This is a genomic window from Geodermatophilus maliterrae, from assembly GCF_041018925.1.
GTDB classification, from domain to species: domain Bacteria; phylum Actinomycetota; class Actinomycetes; order Mycobacteriales; family Geodermatophilaceae; genus Geodermatophilus; species Geodermatophilus maliterrae.
Genome location: NZ_JBFNXQ010000053.1, coordinates 1 through 13,754, shown reverse-complemented (window position 1 = coordinate 13,754; position 13,754 = coordinate 1). Strand labels below are relative to the sequence as shown.

The 13,754-nt window shown below is 75.5% G+C and carries 14 protein-coding genes and 1 pseudogene; 9 read left to right on the top strand and 6 right to left on the bottom strand.

Annotated elements, in window-relative coordinates:
* Positions 1–14 precede the first annotated feature (14 nt).
* Genes ABQ292_RS16150 through ABQ292_RS16135 form a run of 4 tightly spaced genes read left to right on the top strand, consistent with a single transcriptional unit; the run spans position 15 to position 2,486 of the window.
* Complete coding sequence (locus ABQ292_RS16150; RefSeq protein WP_369208184.1) at positions 15–890, top strand: alpha/beta fold hydrolase; 876 nt, start codon at positions 15–17, stop codon at positions 888–890.
* Between the two features lie 32 nt (positions 891–922).
* The gene (locus tag ABQ292_RS16145) at positions 923–1,555 is read left to right on the top strand and encodes a class I SAM-dependent methyltransferase (protein WP_369208182.1); all 633 of its coding nucleotides are present in this window, start codon (positions 923–925) and stop codon (positions 1,553–1,555) included.
* Positions 1,552–2,109: a hypothetical protein gene (locus ABQ292_RS16140; RefSeq protein ID WP_369208180.1), complete on the top strand. Its 558-nt coding sequence runs from the start codon at positions 1,552–1,554 to the stop codon at positions 2,107–2,109. The genes ABQ292_RS16145 and ABQ292_RS16140 overlap by 4 nt, the downstream gene beginning before the upstream one ends.
* On the top strand, positions 2,106–2,486 hold the full coding sequence (locus tag ABQ292_RS16135) for a DUF4267 domain-containing protein (protein ID WP_369208178.1): 381 nt from the start codon (positions 2,106–2,108) through the stop codon (positions 2,484–2,486). The genes ABQ292_RS16140 and ABQ292_RS16135 overlap by 4 nt, the downstream gene beginning before the upstream one ends.
* Positions 2,487–2,501: 15 nt before the next feature.
* On the opposite strand, the gene ABQ292_RS16130 is transcribed toward ABQ292_RS16135, so the two are convergent.
* From ABQ292_RS16130 to ABQ292_RS16120, 3 genes are read right to left on the bottom strand one after another with little or no spacing between them, the layout of a single operon-like run.
* Positions 2,502–3,050: an NUDIX hydrolase gene (locus ABQ292_RS16130; RefSeq protein ID WP_369208232.1), complete on the bottom strand. Its 549-nt coding sequence runs from the start codon at positions 3,048–3,050 to the stop codon at positions 2,502–2,504.
* A complete protein-coding gene (locus ABQ292_RS16125) occupies positions 3,047–3,826 on the bottom strand; it encodes a sporulation protein (protein WP_369208176.1) in 780 nt (259 codons plus the stop codon). Before ABQ292_RS16125 ends, ABQ292_RS16130 begins: the two co-directional genes overlap by 4 nt.
* Positions 3,808–5,655 (bottom strand): SpoIIE family protein phosphatase, encoded by a 1,848-nt coding sequence (locus tag ABQ292_RS16120; protein ID WP_369208174.1) that lies wholly within the window; start codon positions 5,653–5,655, stop codon positions 3,808–3,810. The genes ABQ292_RS16125 and ABQ292_RS16120 overlap by 19 nt, the downstream gene beginning before the upstream one ends.
* 82 nt (positions 5,656–5,737) lie before the next feature.
* On the opposite strand from ABQ292_RS16120, the gene icmF reads away from it, so the two are divergent.
* Together icmF and ABQ292_RS16110 are read left to right on the top strand one after the other, a co-directional pair.
* Positions 5,738–8,974, top strand: a complete 3,237-nt coding sequence (gene icmF / locus ABQ292_RS16115) for a fused isobutyryl-CoA mutase/GTPase IcmF (RefSeq protein ID WP_369208172.1) — start codon at positions 5,738–5,740, stop codon at positions 8,972–8,974.
* Between the two features lie 55 nt (positions 8,975–9,029).
* A complete protein-coding gene (locus ABQ292_RS16110) occupies positions 9,030–9,782 on the top strand; it encodes a helical backbone metal receptor (RefSeq protein ID WP_369208170.1) in 753 nt (250 codons plus the stop codon).
* A 13-nt stretch (positions 9,783–9,795) separates the two neighbouring features.
* On the opposite strand, the gene ABQ292_RS16105 is transcribed toward ABQ292_RS16110, so the two are convergent.
* The 3 genes from ABQ292_RS16105 to ABQ292_RS16095 form a co-directional block, all read right to left on the bottom strand.
* A complete protein-coding gene (locus ABQ292_RS16105) occupies positions 9,796–10,272 on the bottom strand; it encodes a hypothetical protein (protein ID WP_369208168.1) in 477 nt (158 codons plus the stop codon).
* Between the two features lie 227 nt (positions 10,273–10,499).
* Positions 10,500–10,847 (bottom strand): VOC family protein, encoded by a 348-nt coding sequence (locus ABQ292_RS16100; protein ID WP_369208166.1) that lies wholly within the window; start codon positions 10,845–10,847, stop codon positions 10,500–10,502.
* 54 nt (positions 10,848–10,901) lie between these two features.
* Positions 10,902–11,213 carry a hypothetical protein gene (locus ABQ292_RS16095; RefSeq protein WP_369208164.1) on the bottom strand — a complete coding sequence of 104 codons (312 nt, stop codon included), beginning with the start codon at positions 11,211–11,213 and terminating at the stop codon, positions 10,902–10,904.
* An 88-nt stretch (positions 11,214–11,301) separates the two neighbouring features.
* Between ABQ292_RS16095 and ABQ292_RS16090 the strand changes: the two genes are divergently transcribed.
* From ABQ292_RS16090 to ABQ292_RS16080, 3 genes and pseudogenes are all read left to right on the top strand, one after another.
* Complete coding sequence (locus tag ABQ292_RS16090) at positions 11,302–11,742, top strand: flavodoxin family protein (RefSeq protein WP_369208162.1); 441 nt, start codon at positions 11,302–11,304, stop codon at positions 11,740–11,742.
* A gap of 26 nt (positions 11,743–11,768) precedes the next feature.
* The gene (locus ABQ292_RS16085; RefSeq protein ID WP_369208160.1) at positions 11,769–13,139 is read left to right on the top strand and encodes an FAD-dependent oxidoreductase; all 1,371 of its coding nucleotides are present in this window, start codon (positions 11,769–11,771) and stop codon (positions 13,137–13,139) included.
* A 156-nt stretch (positions 13,140–13,295) separates the two neighbouring features.
* A pseudogene (locus tag ABQ292_RS16080) lies at positions 13,296–13,754 on the top strand (DUF3237 domain-containing protein); the annotation flags it as partial.

The following is a 13,754-nucleotide window of genomic DNA, read 5'->3' as shown; positions in this document are numbered from 1 at the left end:
GGTAGGGCCCGGGCGTGGACGCGGTGAACGAGCCCCGCGAGGGCCGCCTGGAGCTGCACGACGGCCGGACGGTGGCCTTCGCCGAGTGGGGCGACCCGGACGGCTGGCCGGTGCTCGGCTGCCACGGGTCGCCGAGCTCCCGGCTGGAGCACCACGTCGACGACCCCGCCGCCTACCGCCGCTGGGGCGTGCGGCTGATCGTCGTCGACCGGCCCGGCTTCGGGCGGTCCGATCCGCAGCCGGGCCGGCGGGTGACCGACTGGCCGGCCGACGTCGTCCAGGTGCTCGACTCCCTCGGCGTCGACCGGTTCGCCGTGCTGAGCCTGTCCGGCGGGGCGGCCTACGCGCTGGCCTGCGCGCACGCCCTGCCCGACCGGGTGCGGGCGGTGGGGATCCTGGGCGGCGCCCCGCCGCCGGACGTGCCGTGGCCGTGGCCGGGCTGGCTGCCGGGGTCGCTGCGGGCGGCCGCGCACCGGCCCTCCCCGGCGGCGACCGCCCTGCTGCGGCCGGTGTTCGCGCCGCTCACCGTCCGCCCGGCGCTGCTGCCGCGGTACCTGCAGGTGCGGCTCAACCCCGCCGACCGCCGGGTCATCGGCCGGCCCGCCGTCCGCCGGGCGCTGGCGGCCACCTTCACCGAGGGCATGCGCCAGGGGTCCGCGGCGCTGGCGGAGGACCGGGCGCTGCTGTTCCGGCCGTGGGGCTTCCCGGTCGGGGAGGTGCGCCAGCCGGTGCACGTCTGGCACGGCACCCAGGACTGGCAGGTGCCGGTCGGCCTCGGCCGCGTGCTGGCCGCGATGCTGCCGCACTGCTCGGCGCACTGGTACCCCGGCGAGGGGCACTTCCTGGTCTTCGACCACGCGCGCGAGGTGTACGGCGCCCTCGCCCCGTGAGTGGCCCGCGAGGGATCGGGTAGCCGCGCGACATGCCTCCCGACCAGCGCGGCAGCACCACCGTGCCGCCCACCTACCTGAACGCCAACCGGCTCTGGGTCGACAGCCGCCTGCGCTACGAGATCGGCCGCCGCGTGGAGGCGCGCGTCCTCCGGCGGCTCGGCGCGCGCGGCGCCCGGTGCGTGGAGATCGGCACCGGACGGCGCGGCCTGGGCGCGCGGTGCGCCGTCGAGCAGTTCGGCGCGACATCGGTGACCGCCGTCGACCTGTACCCGGCCACGGTCGGCCGCGCGCGGATGGCCTGCGCCGACCTCGCCGACCGGGTCACGTTCCGCGTCGGCGACGCCACCGCGCTGCCGGTGGACGACGGCAGCGTCGACCTCGTCGTCGACTTCCACGCGCTGCACCACGTCGAGGACTGGCGGACCGCGGTCGCCGAGGCCGCGCGGGTGCTGCGGCCCGGCGGGCTGCTGGCGCTGACGGAGATGACCGCCCGCTTCGTCGACGCGCCCTGGCTGCGTGCCGTCTCCCGCCACCCCGCCGACCGGTTCGGCACCGACGAGCTGGTCGCCGAGCTGCGCCGCGCCGGGTTCGAGGTGCCGCCCGGGAAGCTGCGCCGGGCGGCCGGCGACCGGTGGATCCAGGCCGTCGCGACCCGCACGTGAGCCCGGCGCAGGCCGTCCGCGGCGCGCTGACCCTGCTGCGCCGGCACGCCGGCCGGGTCTACGCCGCCGCGCTCGCCGTCACGCTGGTCAACACCGTGCCCGACGTGCTGCGCCAGCTGCTGGTGTACCGCGACCCGAGCCTGCTCGACGCGCTCCTGGTCGACGTCGTGGGCTTCACCACCGGCCTGCTCGCGCAGGTCTGGCTCACCGGCGCGCTCACCGAGGTACCGGTCAGCGGCCGGGTCCGCACGGCCGGTGCCTTCGCGCGGGGGTACGCGACGGCGCTGCGTGCGGTGCGCACCTCCCCGGCGGCCGTGCTCGCCGGCGTCGTCCTCGGCGGCGGGGTGTCGGCGCTGATCACCCTGCCGCCGTCGGTCGCCGCGCTCGGCGCCGACGGCGTGCTCGGCCCGCTGGACGCGCCGTCGGCGGCGGCGTTCACCGTCGCCACGGTCAGCGACGTGGTGGCCAGCTGGGTGACGCTGCCCTTCCTGGCGCTGGTGCTGGTGCTCGTCGCCGGTTCGACCAGGCGGTTCGCGGGCAAGGGCCGGGCGTGAGCAGCGGAGAGTGGGACGGGACCCGCACGACGGTCGGGTCGCTGTCGATCTGGATCGGCACGGCGGCGCTGTTCGCGCCGCGGTGGATCGCCGGCGCGCTGGGGGTGCGGCCCGACGCCGCCCGCGGCGACGTCGCGCTGCCGCTGCTGGTCCGCCTCGGCGCCGCGCGCAACATCGCGATGGGCGCCGCGCTGCTCGCCACGCCGGCCCCGCAGGCCCGGCGCACCACCGAGGTGGCGCTGCTGCTCACCGCCCTCGACGCCGCCGCGGTGTGGACCGCGCGCGCCGAGGGCGACGTGGCCGACCGCAGCGCGGTCCTGTCGGGGATCGTGCTCGCGGTGGCCTCGGCCGGCGCCGTCCGCTGGCACCGCCGCTGATCCACCCCCGCCGGGTCACCGCCAGGCGAACACCGGCTGCTCGAGGTGGGCGACCCGGGTGGCCAGCCCGCGGCAGACCACCTGGCAGAACTGGTGGACGACCGCCGCGGTCGGCGCGTGCACCCAGCCGCCGAGCAGCGGCAGGCGGATGACCGGCGCGTCGGACTCCGGGATCGACAGGAACTGCGGCTCGACGTCGAGGTCGGCCAGCGGCACCTCGTAGGCGGCGGCCACCTCGGCCTCGGCCGGCTCGAGCCGCCCGACGTCGCCGGCCCAGACGACGACCGGCGTCATCACGTAGCCCGAGCGGGTCACGTAGTCGTCGAGCAGGCCGAGGACGGCCTCGGGGGCGGGCCGCAGGCCGACCTCCTCGTCGAGCTCGCGCAGCGCGCCCTCGACCGCCGTCTCGCCCGGGTCGAGCCGGCCGCCGGGCAGCGCCCACTGGCCGGCGTGCGACCGCAGCCGCGCCGCCCGCCGGGTGATCAGCAGCGCGGGCACGCCGCCGGTGCAGGTCACGCACACGGCGACGGCGGCCGCCTTGAGCTCCGGCCGGTCGGGGGTCAGAGCCAGCCGCGCCGGGCGCCGAGCTGGCGGACGACCGCGTGGAGCTGCGCGGCCACCGCGGAGACGTCGGTGTCGTGGTGGGACAGGTGCAGCCGGCCGCCGACGTCGCGTCCCTCGGTGAGCAGCCCCCCGCGCCGGTCCACCTCCAGCACGACCTCCACGCCGTGCGGGCCGGCCAGGAAGGTCACCTCGAGCTCGTTGACCCGCCCGCGCAGCGACGACGGCGGGGCGAACTCGACCTCCTGGTAGAAGGGCAGCTCGCTGCCGACCAGCCGGCCCTTCTCGACGTCGGCGCCGCGGAAGGCGAAGCCGAGGCCGCCGAGGGCCTGCAGGACGGTCCGCTGCACCGGCAGCGGCGTGACGGTCACCGGGTCGAGGTCGCCGGGGTCGATCGCGCCGGAGACGTCGACCTGGGTGCGCAGGCCGATCCTCACGCCGCGCAGCGTCCAGCCGTCGACGGTGGTGAACGGGCACTGCCACGGCACCGGGAGGCTGAACGGGATCGCCGCCCTGGCGCCCGGCTCGATCCGGCCGGCCCCGGCGATCGGCGCGGTGCCGAAGGTGACGTTCTCCTTCCACTCGCCGTCGCCGCTCTCGACCTCGACGGTCGCCTGCAGCGACACCCGGATCTCGGTGATCTCCTGGGCGACCTGGCCGCCGGTGAGGTGCACGGTGCCGGTGACGGTGCCACCGGGCGTGGTGGTCGGGGTGTCGAGGACGGCGTCGACGCCGGCGTTGCCGGCGCCGAGCTTCGCCATCAGGTTGCGGAAGGCCATGGAGGGGCTCCGTTCGGTTCGGGGACGGCGGGCACTCTGGCACCACGTGCGCCGGCTGGCGAGGGTTCCGCGCGCGGTGCTCCCCCGCCCGGCAGCACCCGCAGCGCCAGCAGGGCGACGTCGTCGGTCCGGTCGGGCGCCAACCGCGCCAGCAGGGCGTCGCAGGCCTGCTCGGCGGTCATCCCGGCGAGGTCGCCGGCCGCGGCGTGCAGCCGCGACAGGCCCGCGTCGAGGTCGGCCTCGCGCCGCTCGACCAGCCCGTCGGTGCAGAGGACCACGGTCGACCCCGGCGCCAGCGTCTCGTCGGCGTCGCGGCGCGGTCGCCCCGGGTCGAGCCCGAGCAGGAGGTCGCCGCGCCGGTCGAGCAGGCGCGGTGGGCCGGTGGGCGGGACGACCAGCGGCGGGAGATGCCCGGCGCTGGACCAGGTCATGGTGCGCACGCCGGCGGGGGAGCCCTCGGGCGCGGGGCCGACGCAGGCGAGGACGGCGGTGACCAGCGTGGTGATCCCCAGCTCCGCGAGCGCGCCGTCGAGGGTGGCCAGCACGCGGGACGGCGGGGCGTCGACGGCGTGCGCGATGCCGCGCAGCATGTTGCGCAGCTGGCCCATGACCGCCGCGGCCATCCGGTCGTGCCCGGTGACGTCGCCGACGACCAGCGTCGTCCGCCCGCGGGAGGAGACGAACGCGTCGTACCAGTCGCCGCCGACCTCGGCCTCGCGGGCCGCCGGGCGGTAGCGGACGGCGATCTGCAGGCCGGGCGGGCGCGGCGGCTCGGTGAGCATCGAGCGCTGCAGGCTCTCGGCCAGGCTGCGGGTGGCCGAGGCCCGGCGCCGCTCCTCCTCGAGGCGGGTGACCCGGTCCAGCGCCTGGGCGGCCTGGGCGGCGAAGGCCTCCAGCACGCCGACGTCGGCCTCGCCGAAGGACTGGGGCGCCGACCAGCCGAGGGTCAGCGAGCCCACGGAGCGGCTCCCGGTCCGAAGCGGCAGTGCCGCCCACGCCGCCAGGCCGTGCGCCGGGGGCGGCTGCGCGCCGGCGTCGCCCACCAGCACCGCGCGGCCACGGGCGGCCACCGCCGCGGGGTGCTGGCCGTCGGCGCGGACGCTGCGGCCCACTGCCGCGCCGTCCTCGGTCAGGACGAGGTCGCCGGTGCGCGGCTCGGGCAGGGCGAGGGTGAGGGAGTCCGCGCGGAACGCGGCACGGCCGCGCTCGACCAGGCGGGCGACCAGCTCCGCGCGGGTCTCGGCGCCGGCCAGCGCCGAGACGGTGGCGGCCAGCCCGGCCAGCGCCTGGGCGGTCCGCCGCTGCCGCTCGCCGAGCGCGCGCAGCTCGGTGTTGGCCTCGGCCAGCTCGCGGGTGCGCGAGAGCAGGTCGGCCTCGACCTCGGCGACCCGGCGCTGGCCGCGGTCGGCCTCGCCGCGCAGCCGCACGTAGTCGGTGATGTCGTCCGAGCGGTGCAGCAGGGACACCACGCGGCCGGCGTCGTCGAGCACGGGGACGTTCACCGGGCTCCAGAAGCGCTCGTCCCACGTGCCGTCGGGCAGCGGGATGTCGTACCTCTGGATCCCCATCGTCACCGGCCGACCGGTGTCCCGGGCTTGCTCGAGCGACGCCTCGAGGTTGCGCAGGCCGTCGGCCGACGGGTCGTCGGGCCGCATGGGGAAGACGTCGAAGAGGTGCCGGCCGACCGTGGCCTCCAGCGTGGTCGCGGTCGCCTCCAGCCGTGCCCGGTTCGCGTGCACGATCACCAGGTCGGGGGTCAGCAGCAGGAACGGGGCCGGGGCGACGTCGAAGACGCGCGCCCAGTCCGGAGCCGGCAGGTCCTGTTCCACCGACCCTCCCTGCCCACCGGCCGGGGACCGGACACGCCGGAGGTAGTTGGACGTCCTAGTAGTTCGGGCCTACCGTGGGCGCATGGCATCCGCGGAGCTGCACGTGCCCGTCCACCCCGTCCGGTTCGTCACGGCGGCGAGCCTCTTCGACGGCCACGACGCGGCGATCAACGTGATGCGGCGGCTGCTGCAGAGCCAGGGCGCCGAGGTGGTGCACCTCGGCCACGACCGCAGCGTCGACGCCGTCGTCCGGGCCGCGCTGGAGGAGGACGTGCAGGGGGTGGCGATCTCCTCCTACCAGGGCGGGCACGTCGAGTACTTCGGCTACCTGGTCGACCGGCTGGCCCAGGCCGGGGCGTCGCACGTGCAGGTGTTCGGCGGTGGGGGCGGCGTGATCGTCCCCGAGGAGATCGCCGCCCTGCGGGAGAAGGGAGTGCGGATCTTCAGCCCCGAGGACGGCGCCCGGCTGGGACTGCCCGGGATGATCAACGAGCTGATCCGGGCCTGCGACGTCGACCTGAGCACCGAGCGCCCCGACGTCGACGCACTGCTCACCGGCGACCCGCGCGCGCTGGCGCGGGCGATCACCGTGCTGGAGGCCGGCGCCGACGACGCGCTGGCCGCCCGGGTGCGGGAGGTGGCCGCGGCGCGCACGGTGCCGGTCTTCGGCATCACCGGCACCGGCGGCTCGGGCAAGTCCTCGCTCACCGACGAGCTGCTGCGCCGGCTGCGCCGCGACCAGGAGGACAAGCTGCGGGTCGCCGTCGTCGCGATCGACCCCAGCCGCCGCCGCGGCGGGGGAGCGCTGCTCGGCGACCGCATCCGGATGAACGCGCTGGAGTCCGGCGAGGGCTCGCACACCTTCTTCCGCTCGATGGCCACCCGCACCGCCGGCGCGCAGGTGCCCGAGCACCTCGACGACGTGCTGGCCGCGGTGCGGGCCGCCGGGTTCGACCTGGTGGTCGTGGAGACGCCGGGCATCGGGCAGGGGGACGCGGCGATCGTGCCGTTCAGCGACGTCTCGCTGTACGTCATGACGCCGGAGTTCGGCGCCGCCTCGCAGCTCGAGAAGATCGACATGCTCGACCTGGCCGACGTCGTCGCGATCAACAAGTACGAGCGCCGCGGCGCCGAGGACGCCCGCCGCGACGTCGCCCGGCAGATGGTGCGCAACCGCGAGGCCTTCGGCCGGCCGTGGGAGCAGATGCCGGTGTTCGGCACCAGCGCGGCGCGGTTCGACGACGACGGCGTCACCGCGCTGTACCAGCACCTGCTCGGCCTGCTGGCGGAGAAGGGGCTGCCGGCCGGCGCCGGCGTGCTGCCGCGGGTCGACGTGCGCGCCTCGACCGGGCTGACCAGCGTCGTCCCGTCGTCGCGGGCGCGGTACCTGGCCGACGTCGCCGACGCCGTCCGCGCCCACCACCGGGTGACCGAGGAGCAGGCCGCCGTCGTCCGGCGCCGCCAGCACCTGACCACTGCTGCCGAGGTGCTGGACGGTCCGGCGGCGGACGCGGCGCGGGTGGCCGCCGAGGCCGCCGACGCCGAGCTGCTGCCCGAGGTGCGCACGCTGCTGGAGGAGTGGCCGGCGCGGGTGGAGCGGTACTCCGGCGACGAGTACGTCTACACGGTGCGCGGCAAGGAGATCCGCACGCCGCTGACCCGCGAGACGCTGTCGGGGACGAAGGTGCCGAGGGTGGCGCTGCCCCGCACGCAGGACGAGGCGGAGCTGCTGTGCTTCCTGCGCCGGGAGAACCTGCCGGGCGCGTTCCCGTACACGGCCGGCGTCTTCCCGTTCAAGCGGGCCGGTGAGGCACCGGCGCGGATGTTCGCCGGCGAGGGCGACGCCTTCCGCACCAACCGGCGGTTCCGGGTGCTGTCGGCGGGCAACGAGGCGACCCGGCTGTCGACGGCGTTCGACTCGGTGACCCTCTACGGCCGCGACCCCGACCCGCGGCCCGACGTCTACGGCAAGGTCGGCACGTCGGGTGTCTCGATCGCCACGCTCGACGACATGCGGGTGCTCTACGACGGCTTCGACCTGTGCGCCCCGACGACGTCGGTGTCGATGACCATCAACGGCCCGGCGCCGGCGATCCTCGCGATGTTCATGAACACCGCGATCGAGCAGCGGCTGGACGCCTTCCGCGCCGACGAGGGACGCGAGCCGGACGAGGCCGAGACCGACGAGATCCGCGCCTGGGTCCTGTCGACCGTCCGCGGCACGGTGCAGGCCGACATCCTCAAGGAGGACCAGGGCCAGAACACCTGCATCTTCTCCACGGAGTTCGCCCTGCGGTGCATGGCCGACATCCAGGAGTGGTTCATCGAGCACCGGGTGCGCAACTTCTACTCGGTGTCGATCTCCGGCTACCACATCGCCGAGGCGGGGGCGAACCCCATCAGCCAGCTGGCGTTCACGCTGGCCAATGGCTTCACCTACGTCGAGGCCTACCTGGCCCGCGGCATGGCGATCGACGACTTCGCGCCGAACCTGAGCTTCTTCTTCTCCAACGGCATGGACGCCGAGTACACGGTGATCGGCCGGGTGGCCCGGCGGATCTGGGCGGTGGCCATGCGCGACCGCTACGGCGCCAACCCCCGCTCCCAGCAGCTGAAGTACCACGTCCAGACGTCGGGCCGGTCGCTGCACGCGCAGGAGATGGACTTCAACGACATCCGCACCACCCTGCAGGCGCTGTGCGCCGTCTACGACAACGCCAACAGCCTGCACACCAACGCCTACGACGAGGCGGTGACGACACCGTCGGAGCACTCCGTCCGCCGGGCGCTGGCCATCCAGATGATCATCGACAAGGAGTGGGGGCTGGCCGGCAACGAGAACCCGCTGCAGGGGTCGGCCGTCGTCGACGAGCTCACCGACCTGGTCGAGGAGGCGGTGCTGGCCGAGTTCGACCGGATCGCCGAGCGCGGCGGCGTGCTGGGCGCGATGGAGACCGGCTACCAGCGCGGCAAGATCCAGGACGAGTCGATGCTCTACGAGCACCGCAAGCACGACGGCAGCCTGCCGATCGTCGGCGTCAACACCTTCCTCGACCCGCGCCGCGACGAGGCGCCGCCGAGGACGGTGGAGCTGGCGCGGGCCACCGAGGCGGAGAAGCAGTCGCAGCTGCAGCGGCTGGCCGGCTTCCAGGCGCGGCACGCCGACGAGGCCCCGGCCGCGCTGGCCCGGCTGCAGGAGGCGGCGACGTCGGGCGGCAACGTGTTCGCCGCGCTCATGGACGCCGTCCGCTCGTGCTCGCTCGGCCAGATCTCCGACGCGTTCTTCGAGGTGGGCGGCCAGTACCGCCGCAATGTCTGACGGCCCCCTCCCGGGTCCCGCCCCGAGCCGGCGAGGGGTGGGGGGGAGGGGGTCCTTGCACGACGACCTCGGTGTACCGGTCCAGCTGCCCCGGCCGCCGCGGCGGGTGGTGTCGCTGGTGCCGTCGCTGACCGAGGCGCTGGCGGTCACCGTGCCCGGGCGGCTGGTCGGCGCCACCGACTGGTGCACGCACCCGGCCGGGCTGGAGGTGGCCCGCGTCCGGGGCACCAAGAACCCCGACCGCGCGGCGATCGCGGCGCTGGCCCCGGACCTCGTCGTCTGCAACCGGGAGGAGAACCGGCGGCTGGACGTCGACCGGCTGCGGGCGGCCGGCGTGCCGGTGTGGGTGACCGTCATCGAGACGGTCGACGAGGCGCTGGCCTCGATGCGCCGGCTGTTCGCCGAGGTGCTGGACGTGGGGGAGCCGGACTGGCTGACGGCGGCGGCTCGCGAGTGGGCGCGTCCGGCGCCGGCGCCGCCCCGCCGGGTGGCCGTGCCGATCTGGCGGGACCCGTGGATGGTCGTCGGCCCGCGCACCTTCACCGGGGACGTGCTGGCCCGGCTCGGGCTGGTCAACGTCTTCGCCGCCGGGGACGACCGCTACCCGCACGTGTCGGTCGACGACGTCCTGGCCGCAGCGCCCGACGTCGTCCTGCTGCCCGACGAGCCCTACCTCTTCACCGCCGACGACGGCCCCGAGGCGTTCCCCGGGCTCCGGTCGGTGCTGGTGTCCGGCCGCGACCTCACCTGGTACGGCCCGTCCCTGGCCACCGCCCGCGCCGACCTGCTCGCCGCCCTCGACCGCTGATCGCGACGATCGGTCACGTTCCCGCGGGAACGCCGCGCGGGCCCTGGTCACCTCCGGAGGCCCGGCGGAAGGTGAGCGCGAGGTCGTCGTCCCAGGTCGTCCCGTCTCGGGAGAGCTGCCCGCGGACCGTCATCGTGTCGCCGTCGTCGCTGAACGTCCCGGCGGATCGCTGCGCGAAGTCGGCGTCGTCGCGCCAGAACCGCCACTCGCCCGGGCTCGCGCTCACCGAGTACAGCCGGTGGACGCCACGGGAGTCGAAGTAGTGCATCGACAGCCGCTCGTCGACGAAGCCGATGACGGTGAGCGCGTCAGGGACGTCGGGGTGCTCGTAGTGGGAGCGCCAGACCAGGAAGTGCCCGCCCTCCAGCCACGCGAACACGGCCCGCCCGCGGATCACGGCGTCGGGCAGGAGGGGGTGGGAGCCCTCGGTCGTCCACGTACCGGTCAGTGGCCCCAGGTGCTCCAGCTGGGCCTGCGTCTCGTCCTGCACGACGCCCTCCCCGACGATCGATGGTGAGTGGTGGACGGCCGCCCGGGGTACCGGATCGTCGGCGTGGAAGGCTCGGCGTCCCGGCTGACCGATCACCTCCGTGAACCGGGGCCGATCGTCCTCCCTCCGCCCGGTGGTCCGCTCGACCGGCCCGGTGCGCGAGTCGGCCGCCGTACCCGGGGATCCCGCTGCACCTCGGGCACGGGGCGCCCGAGCCCCCTCGGAGTTCAAGACGTGACCGGGGCGCCCCCGAAGCCGACCTCGTTGCCGTCGGGGTCGCGGTAGGTCACCTTCCGCACCCCGTTGGAGTAGGTCTCCCGCTCGGCCGGCTCGATGCCCCGGCCGGCCACCGCAGCGACCCGCTCGTCGAGGTCGTCGACGAACAGCGGGTGCATCGCGTGGCCGGCGTGCCCGGGCCGCAGCTCGGTGAACACGTACCGGTGCTCGGCGAGCTCCCACACCGCCTCGACGTCGTTCGGCAGGAAGGCGGGCGCCGCTCCGAACAGGCGCTCGTACCAGGCGAGGGCGCGCTCGAGGTCGCTGACGGGTGTGCCCGCGAAGAGGTCGACGGTCACGGCCGCACGCTGACCGGGAGGTGGGACGCCCGGGATCGGTGACGACGCCGGCGGTCACTCCTCGCGGAGGACCAGCCAGCTGTCCCGTCCCCACAGCTGCGTGAGGGCCGAGGCCGCGCTGCCGGCGGGCTGCACGGTCAGGCGCGCCGTCGCACCGGCGGCCACCTCGACCTGCACGACGGGGCTCCCCGACCAGTCGATCACCGCCCTGACGGAGTGCCGTCCGGGCGCGACGGGGAGCTCGACCTGCTCACCCCCGGCGACAGTGCCGGCCCGGACGCCGTCGACCTCGATGCCGTAGGAGCGCCACCGGTCCCGGTAACCGCCCCCTGGGCGGCGGACCACGATGCGCGCGGCTGGCTCCACGGGGCGATGGTGGAGGGCCGGCCCGTCCACCGGGTCCCTCGACCCCGACGTTCACCCGACCGTGTCGACGCCCGGGGAGGATGGCGGCGTGCCCCGGCTGCTCGTCGTCCACCACACACCCTCGCCGAACCTGCAGGCGGTGCTCGAGGCGGTGCGCGAGGGCGCGGCGATGGTGGCCGAGGTCGAGCTGGAGGTGCGCCCGGCGCTGTCGGCCGGGCCGGCCGACCTGCTCGCCGCCGACGGCGTGCTGCTCGGGACGCCGGCCAACATCGGCTACATGTCCGGGGCGCTCAAGCACTTCTTCGACACGGTCTACTACCCGTGCCTGGACGCCACCGTCGGCCTGCCCTACGGCGTCTACGTGCACGGCGGCGACGACACCGCCGGCGCGCTCAGGGCCATCGCGGCCATCACCGGCGCGCTCAGGTGGAAGCAGGTGGCCGCGCCGCTCAGCCTCACCGGCGCGCCGGGCAGGGACGACCTGGAGGCCGCCCGCGAGCTCGCCGCGACCGTCGCGGTGAGCCTGTAGCGCCCCGCGGGCCTAGCCTCCCCAGGGTGAGCAAGCGCCTCGTCGTCATCGGAGGGGACGCCGCCGGCGGCAGCGCGGCGTCCCAGGCCAAGAAGCGCACGCGCGACCTCGACGTCGTCCTGTTCGAGCGCGGCCGGGCGACGTCGTACTCCGCGTGCGGCATCCCGTACTGGATCGCCGGGACCGTCGGGAGCGAGACGCAACTCGTCGCCCGCACGCCCGAGCAGCACCGCGCGGCCGGCCTCGACGTCCGGATGCGCACCGAGGTCGTCGGGATCGACACCGACAAGGGCATCGTCCACTGGCGCGACCTCGACGCCGGCACGGAGGGCACCGAGCCCTACGACGACCTGGTCTACGCCACCGGCAGCGTGCCGATGCGCCCCCGGGTCGAGGGCATCGACGCGCAGGGCGTCTACGGCGTCCAGGTGCTCGACGACGGCGTCGCGCTGCGCGCCGAGCTCGACAGCGGCCGGGTGCAGCGGGTCGTCGTCGTCGGCGGCGGCTACATCGGCCTGGAGATCGCCGAGGCCTGCCGGCTGCGCGGGCTCGACGTCACCGTCGTCGACATGTCGGCCACGCCGGTCGGCACGTTCGACCCCGACGTGGGCGAGTACATCGCCGAGGCGGTGCGCTGCGAGGACATCGAGCTGGTCCTGTCCGACGGCGTCGCCGGCATCGACGTCGGACCCGACGGGCGGGCGCGGGCCGTGGTCACCGCCAGTGGCCGCGAGCTGCCCGCCGACCTCGTCGTCCTCGGGCTCGGCGTGCGGCCCAACGTGGCGCTGGCGAAGGAGGCGGGCATCCCGCTCGGCACCTCCGGCGGCATCGCCGTCGACGCGCGGATGCGCACCCAGGTGCACGGCATCTGGGCGGCCGGTGACTGCGTGGAGTCGGTGCACCGCCTCTCGAAGCAGCGTGTGGTGGTGGCGCTGGGGACGCACGCCAACAAGCAGGGTCGGGTGGCCGGCATCAACATCGGCGGCGGCTACGCCACGTTCCCCGGCGTCATCGGCACCGCCATCACCAAGATCTGCGCCACCGAGGCCGCCCGCACCGGCCTGTCGGAGGCCGAGGCGGAGCTGGCCGGCTACTCGTTCGTCACCGCCGCCGTCGACTCGACCACCAAGGCCGGCTACTTCCCGGGCGCGTCACCGATCCGGGTCAAGATGATCGCCGAGCGGCGCAGCGGGCGGCTGCTGGGCGCCCAGATCGTCGGCCGGGAGGGCGCGGCCAAGCGCATCGACGCGCTGGCCATCTGCATCTGGAACGAGATGACCGTCGACGAGGTCCTCTCCCTCGACCTCTCCTACGCCCCGCCGTTCGCGCCGGTGTGGGACCCGGTGCTCATCGCCGCCCGCAAGGCGTTCGAGGCGGTGGAGGCCGACCCGCGCTGACCGGACCGGACGTCGGCCACCCATGGGCAGGCCGCACGTACGCGCTGTGTCGGGATCGCCCAGGCGCGCGCGGCTCCCTTGACCCCCCACGGGGGCGGCGGACCGTCCGGGCCCCGGGGCGGGCACCCGGCCCGCCCCCGTCCCGGGAGGGACGTCATGCCCCAGTTGGTACGGGAGTTCGAGTACCACGCCGACCTCGAGCCCCACCCCATCGGGCCAGGGCCCTTCGGCAACCGCATGGAGGCCACGATCACCGGCGGCGAGGTCCGGGGCGACCGGCTCGAGGGCCGGTTGGTCGGCGCCGGCGCCGACTGGCTGCTGGTGAGCACGGACGGGTTCGGCCGCCTGGACGTGCGGGCCACGATCCAGACGGTGGACGGAGCCCACGTCTACGTCCAGTACCCGGGCCTGATGGAGCTGACCCCGGCCGTCCTGGCCATCATGGGTGGCGGCGGTGCCCCGACGGAGTTCGGCGACCAGTACTTCGTCACCACCCCCGCCTGGAGACCGGGGACGAGCGCTACGCCCGGGTCAACCGGACGGTGTTCATCGGCGAGGGACGCGTCCTGCCCGGGCCGGCGGTCGAGTACCGGTCTACCGGGTGGCGCAGGGGGA